The 9,372-nt window shown below is 64.5% G+C and carries 9 protein-coding genes; 7 read left to right on the top strand and 2 right to left on the bottom strand.

The window, feature by feature from the left end:
- The first annotated feature begins 46 nt into the window (after window positions 1–46).
- Window positions 47–1,135 carry an IS630 family transposase gene (locus tag FVS66_RS14250; RefSeq protein ID WP_149181358.1) on the top strand — a complete coding sequence of 363 codons (1,089 nt, stop codon included), beginning with the start codon at window positions 47–49 and terminating at the stop codon, window positions 1,133–1,135.
- A 244-nt stretch (window positions 1,136–1,379) separates the two neighbouring features.
- Here FVS66_RS14250 and FVS66_RS14245 read toward each other — a convergent pair whose 3' ends face one another.
- Window positions 1,380–1,856, bottom strand: coding sequence for a hypothetical protein (locus FVS66_RS14245; protein ID WP_149181562.1), 477 nt, complete (start codon window positions 1,854–1,856; stop codon window positions 1,380–1,382).
- A 221-nt stretch (window positions 1,857–2,077) separates the two neighbouring features.
- Here FVS66_RS14245 and FVS66_RS14240 point away from each other — a divergent pair, with 221 nt between their 5' ends.
- The 4 genes from FVS66_RS14240 to FVS66_RS14225 all read left to right on the top strand — a co-directional run bounded on the left by FVS66_RS14240 (window position 2,078) and on the right by FVS66_RS14225 (window position 7,184).
- On the top strand, window positions 2,078–4,966 hold the full coding sequence (locus tag FVS66_RS14240; protein ID WP_149181561.1) for an NB-ARC domain-containing protein: 2,889 nt from the start codon (window positions 2,078–2,080) through the stop codon (window positions 4,964–4,966).
- A gap of 382 nt (window positions 4,967–5,348) precedes the next feature.
- A complete protein-coding gene (locus tag FVS66_RS35945) occupies window positions 5,349–5,678 on the top strand; it encodes a helix-turn-helix transcriptional regulator (RefSeq protein WP_262386992.1) in 330 nt (109 codons plus the stop codon).
- Between the two features lie 655 nt (window positions 5,679–6,333).
- Window positions 6,334–6,567 (top strand): peptide deformylase, encoded by a 234-nt coding sequence (locus tag FVS66_RS35455; protein WP_262386993.1) that lies wholly within the window; start codon window positions 6,334–6,336, stop codon window positions 6,565–6,567.
- A complete protein-coding gene (locus tag FVS66_RS14225; RefSeq protein ID WP_149181559.1) occupies window positions 6,564–7,184 on the top strand; it encodes a peptide deformylase in 621 nt (206 codons plus the stop codon). The genes FVS66_RS35455 and FVS66_RS14225 overlap by 4 nt, the downstream gene beginning before the upstream one ends.
- Window positions 7,185–7,272: 88 nt before the next feature.
- Here FVS66_RS14225 and FVS66_RS14220 read toward each other — a convergent pair whose 3' ends face one another.
- A complete protein-coding gene (locus FVS66_RS14220; RefSeq protein WP_149181558.1) occupies window positions 7,273–7,500 on the bottom strand; it encodes a hypothetical protein in 228 nt (75 codons plus the stop codon).
- Window positions 7,501–7,641: 141 nt separating this feature from the next.
- Here FVS66_RS14220 and FVS66_RS14215 point away from each other — a divergent pair, with 141 nt between their 5' ends.
- A complete protein-coding gene (locus FVS66_RS14215) occupies window positions 7,642–7,902 on the top strand; it encodes a hypothetical protein (RefSeq protein WP_149181557.1) in 261 nt (86 codons plus the stop codon).
- A gap of 119 nt (window positions 7,903–8,021) precedes the next feature.
- Complete coding sequence (locus FVS66_RS14210; RefSeq protein ID WP_187645521.1) at window positions 8,022–9,362, top strand: IS630 family transposase; 1,341 nt, start codon at window positions 8,022–8,024, stop codon at window positions 9,360–9,362.
- Window positions 9,363–9,372 lie beyond the last annotated feature (10 nt).

The raw sequence follows: 9,372 nt of genomic DNA, 5'->3' as shown, positions 1-9,372 counted from the left end.
CTAGTGTCCTGAGTCGGTAGTTCATTGGCGGTTGTAGGGTTGGGGGATGCCGGGCCCGAAGCCGTTGTCATTGGAGTTGTCCGAGCGCGAACGCCGCGTACTGCGAGGCTGGTTGCGCAAGCGGACCGCGGGGCAGGCCTTGGTGCTGCGCGCGAGGATCGTGCTGGCGTGCGCCGAGGGCCGCCCGAACGCGCAGGTCGCGCAGGAGCTCGGTATCTCGCGGGAGACGGTGCGCAAGTGGCGGTCCAGGTTCGCTTCCGACCGTCTTGAGGGACTCGTCGACGCTCCGCGCTCGGGTGCCCCGCGCAGGATCACGGACGAGCAGGTCGAGTCCCTGGTCGCCCGGACCCTCGACCAGGCACCCCCTTCGGGGGATTCGCACTGGTCGACGCGGTCGATGGCCCAGGCTGCGGGCATGTCGCAGTCCGCAGTCTCCAGAATCTGGCGGGCGTTCGGCCTCAAACCGCACATCGTGCAGACATGGAAGCTGTCCACCGACCCGCAGTTCGTGACCAAGGTCCGCGACGTGGTGGGCATCTACCTCGCCCCGCCCGAGAACGCCCTGGTGCTGGCGGTGGACGAGAAGTCGCAGATCCAGGCCCTGGACCGCACCCAGCCCGTGCTGCCGCTGGCACCGACGACGCCGGCGCGGATGACCCACGACTACGTCCGCCACGGCACCACCAGCCTGTTCGCCGCACTCGACATCGCCTCCGGCTCGGTCATAGCCCAGCACTACCGACGCCATCGCCACCAGGAGTTCCTCCGTTTCCTGAAGACCATCGACGCCGCCGTGCCCAAGGACCTGGACCTGCACCTGGTCCTGGACAACTACGCCACCCACAAGACCGAAGCGGTCAAGAAGTGGCTGCTGCGACACCCCCGCTTCCACCTGCACTTCACTCCCACCTCGGCATCCTGGCTCAACCTCGTCGAACGCTGGTTCGCCGAGCTGACCTGCCGCAAACTCCGCCGCTCGGCCCACCGCAGCGTCGTCGAGCTCGAACGCGACATCCGCGGCTGGATCAACGAGTGGAACAAGAACCCCAAGCCGTTCGTGTGGACCAAGACCGCAGACGAGATCCTCGAAACCCTCGCCGCATACTGCACACGAACTAACGACTCAGGACACTAGAACCCACAAGCCAAGCTCACCACACGGCGGAGTCAGTCAGCCAGTGGTTTCACACTGCCACCAGTGGATACCTACCGCCCGCCCGGGGGAGACAGGGCGCCGACGTCCCGCTGCTCCGCATAGTTGTCGCAGGGTGACCTGGATCTGGTGTGTACACGATGCGCGAGCGGACTGACAGCAGGAGGCGACATACGCAGCATCGGGCGCGGTGCTTATCTGTGCCTGCGGCGGACGGTGACGGGGTTCATCCCTGGGACGGGTCCCGGGCCGGAGGGTAACCTACGTGCGCGCCTCCCTGGATGGTGCCCGCTGCGATCGAGCCCCCTTCGGCGCGGATGACCAGCTTGCCACCGACAGCCACCCCGCCACTTCCGGCCCATACCCGGTCTTGGTATGACTCTTGGTCCAGCAGCGCACGCAACTCCTCGGCGGCCCGGACTTGCGCGGTGTCGTCCAGGCTGTCCAGCAGTACCTCAATACGAGCCTGCCATGCGGCCTCAAAGCGGATGCGTACCCGTTCTGCCTCGGTATTCTCGACCTCCTCCAGTTCGCGTGCGGTCTCGTCTAGGCGCTCCAGTTCGGCCTGCTCGCGCTGCGGGTTTCCACGACCAAACCAACGGGCCATCCTCTGGCGGAATCCTGCCCACGCCTCCGTGCTTGCGGCCTGCACCACCGCAGTGCCTCCCGCCGTGGCCAGCGCAATCATTGCCTCCGACAGCATTCCTCACCCTTTCTCCCGAAAGATCAGATCCGCCGTGGCACGCGTGGCTCCGGCGCCCACGACGCGTCACACCATCAGATACGCACCGCCGTCGCCTCTGGTTCCCACCAAGAGAGCGCTCCAGCCACGGTGCCGATGTCAGATTCTGACTGATCGGCCAGCCCGGGAACTACGGTGGATGCGCTGCCTGATGCAGGGTCAACACTGAAGTGAGGTAAGCGGTGGTAGGGATCGAGGCCGCGGTCGGATTCGTGTTCGCATGCCCGGTCCGCAGGGCCGACCAGGTGGGCGAACGTGCGGAAGCGAAGGTTGGCCGCTCGCTGGACGCTGATTTGAATCGCCTCCACGATCTAGTCAGCAGCAGACTCGGTGACGACGCTGCGCTGACGCGTGCGACCGAGGAAGCCCAGCAGGAACTGCTCGAGCTGACGAAGCGGACCTGGCGACGGCTTGCCGATTCCTTGGAGGACGCTGCGGAACGCGACCCTGGCTTCGCCCAGGAGCTGGAGGAGCTGGTGGAGAAGCTGCAGTCCTCCACAGTCGCAGCCGCCGGTGTCCACAGGGCGGTGGCCTTCGGCGGAACCGCCGTCGGCGGGAACGTCGACATCCGCGCAGAGGACGGCTCGGCGGCGGCATTGACCATCGGAGACGTGACGATCGGATCTGCGGTCCGCCCTCGTCAGCCCGGTCCGGGCCCAGGGCTGACCACACCCGGCAGCTTCACCGCGAGCCCGCCTCCCACCGATATAGCCGCCTACGCGACCGCCACTGCAACAGACCACAGCGTCGCCGCCGGACACATCGGCCAAGTCCACCAACACCATTACGCCGCACCGCGCACACCTGTCGCATGGCCGCATCAGGTCGGGGTGATCCCCGCGGAGGCAGCATGGTTCCAGGACCGAGCCGAGACCAGCCGGCTGGCCCGGATGCCAGCCAGTGGAACAGTGGACCTCGAATCGGCCAACCAGCCTCTTGCAGGCAGGGTGCTAACAGGAATGGGCGGAGTTGGTAAGACCCAGCTTGCTGCCCACTACGCGCGCAGTGCCTGGCAGGCCGGCGCGCTGGATGTGCTGGTGTGGATCACCGCGAGCAGCCGCAGGGCCGTCATGGCCGGCTATGCCCAGGCAGCGGTGGAAATCTTGGGCGCCGCCCCAGGCCCAGAGGCGGCGAGGGCTTTCCTCGCCTGGCTTGAGCCCAAGTCGCAGCCGAGCCCGTGCCGCTGGCTCGTGGTTCTGGACGACCTCACCGACCCCGTCGACCTGAGTGGATGGTGGCCGCCGACCAGCCCGCACGGCCAAACTTTGGTCACCACCCGCCGCAAGGACGCCGCCCTGAGCGGGGGCGGTAGACGCCTGATCGAGATCGGCCTGTTCACTGAAGCCCAAGCCCTTGCCTACCTCACGAGCGCCCTGGCCGCTCATAATCGCGTCGAACCCGAAGATCAGCTCACTTCCCTCGCCGACGACTTGGGCAAGCTGCCGCTTGCTTTGTCCCAGGCTGCCGCCTACCTCATAGATGCCGGCATCAGCTGCCAGACCTACCGGGGCATGCTGGCTGATCGCACCCTTTCTCTTGCCGATGCTGCTCCTGATGTCCTGCCTGACGACCAAACCCACGCCGTGGCCGCTGCCTGGAGCCTGTCCCTGGACCGCGCCGATACCTTGCGGCCAGCCGGACTGGCCCGGCCTGTGCTCCAGATCGCGTCGACCATGGACCCGAATGGCTTCCCTGAACCCATTCTCACCAGCCAGCCAGCCCTCGCCTACCTCACCACTCACAGGGCCTGCCGTGAGGAAAATCAATCGGATCGCCGTGTTTCTGGCAACGAGGCGCGTGCAGCCTTGCGAGTCCTGCACCGTCTCGGCTTGATCGAGCATTCCCTGGAAGCACCCCATCATCGCATTCGAGTGCATCAACTCGTCCAGCGGGCCACACGCGAGTCGCTCTCACCCGTCGTTCACGCTGAAACTATCCGCTCAGCCGCTGATTCGCTTTTGGCTACCGTCGGCAAGTACCGGGATGACATAACCGAAAGACGGGATTTTCTTGCCAATGCTCATGCGTTGATCCAGAATGCACAAGGCGATCTATGGGGCCCCGACCCCCACCCATTGCTCGCACAGTTTGGCAGCACCCTTGGGGCCGACTGTCAATTCGACGCCGCAATTGATCATTTTCGCCAACTGGCAAGGGATGCCGATCGCCTAGTAGGGCCAGACAGCAAACACACGTTGGCGATGCGGCACAACCTCGCCTACTGGCAGTGGCTCGGAGGAGACCTGGGCACCGCTACCGCCACACTCGAAGATCTGTTGGGCGACCTGCAGCGCACAGTCGGGCCGACCAGCCACCTCACGTTGGCCACTCGCCGGGTCCTAGCTAACGTCAAGGGGGAATCCGGGGAAATAGCGACTGCCGTAGAAGAACTCACGAAGGTCGCTGAAGATGCTGCGGAATACCTCGGAGCAACCGACCATCTCACCCTAGATATTCGCCATAACGTCACCTACTGGCAAGGCATGGTCGGCGAGTCGGCACTAGCCGCCAATGGAATCAAGGAGGTGCTCACCGTCCGGCTCCAGGACATCGATCCCGAGCACATGACGGAGGGAGAATTTGAAGTCCTTCTGAACGGGCTCGCCAGCCTCATCGAGCAGCGCGGCAGAAATGGGGACGCAGTAGGAGCGGTCGATCAATACACCGATCTAGTGGAGGGACTAAGCCAGCATTTCGGCTCGGGCCACGAAGCCACTCGCACCCTGCGCACAAGTCTTGCCTGGTGGAAGGGGTGCTCTGGTGACATCTCAGGAGCAATCATGGATTACACCACCCTCCTGGAGGAGGAATCAGACCTCGAGGCAAGCCATCCGACTATCCGCACGCTCCTTCACAATCTTGGTTACTGGAAGGGGAAGTCTGGCGATCTTGCGGGAGGCATAGCAATCCTCTCGGACCTCCTGGAGAGGGGGCTCCGAGAGCTGGGACCGAAGCATCCGGATGTTCAGCTCACTCGCCGCCTTCTCACCCAGTTCCACTGGGCTAACCGCACCGTCCTGAAGCTACCAAGCCCAGGAGGCACGTCCCTTTCATGCGTGCGCGATGCGTGAGCGGACGGGTCAGTACCAGGCAGCACACTCAGGATCAGGCACCGTGCCGCGCGCCGCTGATCAGGCAGAACGGCACCGCGCGGCACGGTCTGGAACCGTCCGGCACGGATTCGATCCCACTCCTAAAGCGGGTGTCGCAGGTTCGAATCCTGCCGGGGGCACAGCACTAAGGGCCAGTTCAGAGGGGTGATCCACTCGAACTGGCCCTTTGCCGTGATCGTGGCCGTGCCACGGACGTACCACTAGGACTCCGCGCCGCCCTGTCTCTGGCGGATCATGACTCCCAGCCGATCGGCAATGGCACGGTCCCGGTCGGCGATCATGTGCTGATAGATCAGCGCGGCCCGCGCGGCGAGATGTCCGGGGGCTTTCGCAGTCCGCCTTGGCAAAGGCAGTTGGCTACACACCTTCGTACGTGTCCAAGGTCGAGGGCGGTCAGCAACGGCCAGCGCGAGGATTCGCCGAGCAGGCCGACCGCGTCCTTCATGCTGGCGGAGCACTTCGCCGGACGTTCAACGAGATCGAGCCCCAGGCCCGCAGCGAGGCGGTTCCGCACCAGCAAGCTCCCGACGGTTCCGCAGCGGACAGCCAACCGGCGAGTGTGATCGTCCAACACGACGACGCCGAGCCGTACTACGACGGCACGACGTACCGAGCGACGCAGCGTCGGCAGCTCTACAACGCCAGCCGGACCCGATCGCGCGCTACCTGATCCGTATCTCCGTCGATCGCTACCCCGGAAGCCCGGAAGAGTCGAACCGGCTCTACCGCGAGAATCCGCTCACGTGGGAAGAGATCGGGCTCACGGCGAAGGTCGGCAACGAGCCGATCGGATGGCGTGTCCAGCATGACCGGGACGCGTTCAAGGAGCTGTGGCTTCTCTTCGAGAATGACTACGGCCGCTATCCGCTCTATCCGGGCGAGACGACGTGGATCGAGTACTCCTACACCGTGCGGGATGACAAGTGGGGCACCTGGTCCAAGCGTGCGGTACGACTCCCGACTGAGCGCCTGAGCGTACGCCTGAACTTCCCTGCCGAGCTGGACCCGGCTGTCTGGGGGACTGAGACCACGATGACGGCGGCCGCCTTTCCCTTCCGCACAGCGATCCGTCAGGATGCGTCCGACGACCGGCGCATCTACTCGTGGACCACGGACGATCCGCCGCTTTCACGCCCGGTACCGGTTGGCGTGGAAGTTCCGCGCCCGACCTGAGCACGAGGAGACCGCACCGACCATGCTCACCAGCGCCAGGGACTGCGCGAGCGTTCGACCTGCCCAGCGAAGCCGACGACGCACGGCGAGTCGTGGCGGAGCTGAACTCGGCAGCCGAGCGGGCAGCGGGCATCCATCAGTTCAGCAAAGGTATGGGAGTGGCCGCACCTCAGCTCGGGATTGATCGAGCAGCGGCAATCGTCCGCACCGCCGACGGCGAAGTGATCACCCTTCTGAATCCCCGGGTCATTGAGCAGTCCAGCGAGACCGATGAGCAGTACGAGGGGTGTTGGAGCTTCTTTGACGTGCAGGTAGACGCCGCGGACCAGCTTCAGGGACATGAGGCACGCGGCCTCTCGGAAGCAAGGAAAGGAGCGCGCCGGTGACCACTCCGCCCACCGCGAGCGACACGATGAAGTCCATCGGGATCGTGCAGGAAGGCGATCCTGCGCTCACTCAGCCCGCACGGCCCTTCGACCTCCCCGGGGAGGCACTGGCCGCGCGGGAGGTCGTGGCGGCGCTCCATGCGGCTGCCGATCGTGCAGCGGAAGTGCACAACTTCAGCAAGGGCATGGGGGTGGCCGCGCCCCAGGTCGGCTTCGCTTCGCGTGCGGCGATCGTCCGACCTCCTGACGGGGACATGATCGTTCTCTTGAACCCGACCGTGGTGGATGCGTCGCTGGAGGTCGATGAGCAGTATGAAGGCTGCCTTTCCTTCTTCGACGTCCGCGGGAAGGTTCCCCGTCCGCGGGTGTTGCGGGTTGAGTATCAGGACTTCGACGGACAGGCCCGGACAGCGACATTCACTGACGGTCTTGCCCGGCTGGTCGCGCATGAGCTCGACCATCTGGACAGTGTGTTGTACGTGTCGCGGATGACCCCTGGTAGCGAGGTGATCACGGTTGCGGAGTACGGGGGGGGACCGGTCGGCAGTGGCAGTACGGAGAGAGCCAGTAGCACGCCGGTCGGCGCGGAGACAGTGCCATGCGGGTCGGGTCATTGATAAAGCGTTGACAGACCCCGTTCGGGACACACGAAGAATCGAGGTCAGTCCAGTGACCTCCTATAGCCGCAGCATGGCCGCGCAGTCGTCACCAGATCCCGATGAGCAAGGTGATTGCAGCGATCACCCAAAAGGAGCCGCCTATACGAAAAAGGATTACCCAGGCAGGAGTGGCCACCTTCCCCTGACTCTTGAAGTAGGCATAATCAATGACCCCCCTGTAGTTAGTCAGGAACAGAAGGCCAATTATCAGCATGAAGGGGGCAAAGCCCAGCCTGACAATGATGTCGTCACTGAATTTCGCTGCAAGGTTCATTTTCATCCGTTTGCGAGGTCTTAAATCGCTGGGTTCAGACATTAGCTGAACAGACCACCGATGGCCTCGTTGATCATACCAGTAGCGCCGGTGAAATTGTATCCGATGGAGACTTCTAGTTCTGCACTATTCAATCCCTCCGTGAGCCGTCCACACTTGCTTCCCCTTGGAATTTTCCGCGCCATTTCCGAACTCAATACCTACGTTCACGCCGGCACCCCAGGCTACGCTCGCCCCGAGGTCGATTCCGTGCCCGTGCAGCTGCGAAGGGTCATCGGCGTTACTGGCCAGCAGGCTGACTTCGGCGCTGCCGCCAATGGTGGGGAAGTCGACGCCGACCGACTCAGTCCGGTCAAGGACGAATTCCCCGCTCGGCAACTGCGTGACAATCAGACAGGTTGACCTCGGTTCTTCGGAGGTGGGGGTGCTCCGCTGGTGTGAGAAATGACATTGGGCGGCCCGGTGGGGCCAGCTAGTGTCCTGCGCCGGAAATGGCGAGACTAAGTCTGTAGGCTGTTTTCATGGCGTCTCGGGGTCCTCGTGCTGTCGAAGTCGTGTTGTCTGCTGAGGAGCGGGCGGAGTTGGCGCGTTGGGCGGTGGGTGGTGCGGTGTCGGCTCGTGTGGCGGAGCGGGCCCGGATCATCCTGGCCTGTGCCGAGGGTGGTTCCAACACCGCTGTGGCGGCGGACTTCGGGGTGTCCACGGAGACGGTGCGTAAGTGGCGCTCGCGGTTCGTGGTCCGGCGGGTGGCGGGCCTGGTGGACGAGCCTCGGCCGGGCCGGCGCAAGCCGGAGCTGGTGCTCAGCGAGGCCGAGCGTGCCGAGCTGACGCGCTGGGCGCGGCGGGCGAAGACCGCGCAGTTCCTGGCGCTGCGGGCGAGGATCGTGCTGCGATGTGCGGAGGGCGGGACCAACAAGGAGATCGCCGCTGAACTCGGCGTCGCACCGGGCACGGTGAACCGCTGGCGGTCAAGGTTCATCCGGTTGCGGCTGGACGGGCTGATTGACGAGGCCCGCCCCGGCAGGCCGCCCTCGATCCTGCTGAACCAGGTGGAGGACGTGCTCACGGCGACGTTGGAGTCCTCCCCGGGCAAGGACACCCACTGGTCGCGGGCCTCGATGGCGAAGCACTCCGGGCTGTCGAAGTCCACCATCGGGCGGATCTGGAAGAAGTTCGACCTCAAGCCCCATCTCCAGGACGCGTTCAAGCTCTCCACCGACCCGCAGTTCGTCGCGAAGGTCGTCGACGTCGTCGGCCTATACCACAACCCGCCCGAGAAAGCGGTGGTGCTGTGCGTGGACGAGAAGAGCCAGATCCAGGCGCTGGACCGGTCCCAGCCGGTTCTGCCGATGATGCCCGGCATGCCCGAGCGGCGCACCCATGACTACTACAGGCACGGCATCACCAGCCTGTTCGCCGCCTTCAACATCGCCGACGGCAGCGTCATATCAGCACTGCACCGCCGCCACCGGGCCATCGAGTTCAAGAAGTTCCTGATTCGGATCGACAAGGTCGTGCCCGCCGGCCTCGACGTCCACCTGGTCTGTGACAATTACGCCACCCACAACACCGCCGAGATCAAGACGTGGCTGGGGAAACACCCGCGTTTCCACATCCACTTCACCCCCACCGGCTCCTCCTGGATGAACCAGGTCGAGCGGTGGTTCGGCCTGTTGACGGACAAGCTCATCCGCCGCGGCGTGCACACCTCCGTGAAGGCCCTGGAGCAAGACATCACGGCCTGGATCGACGGATGGAACGAGAACCCCCGGCCCTTCACCTGGACCAAGACCGCCGACGAGATCCTGAACTCCCTCGCCGACTACCTCACGAAAATCAACCCGCCAACCACTGAAACCTGAAATAGACTTA

It is taken from the genome of Streptomyces sp. TRM49041, assembly GCF_008271805.1.
Classification (GTDB): domain Bacteria; phylum Actinomycetota; class Actinomycetes; order Streptomycetales; family Streptomycetaceae; genus Streptomyces.
Note: the sequence above shows the minus strand (reverse complement) of the source record. Positions and strands in the feature narration are given on the sequence as shown.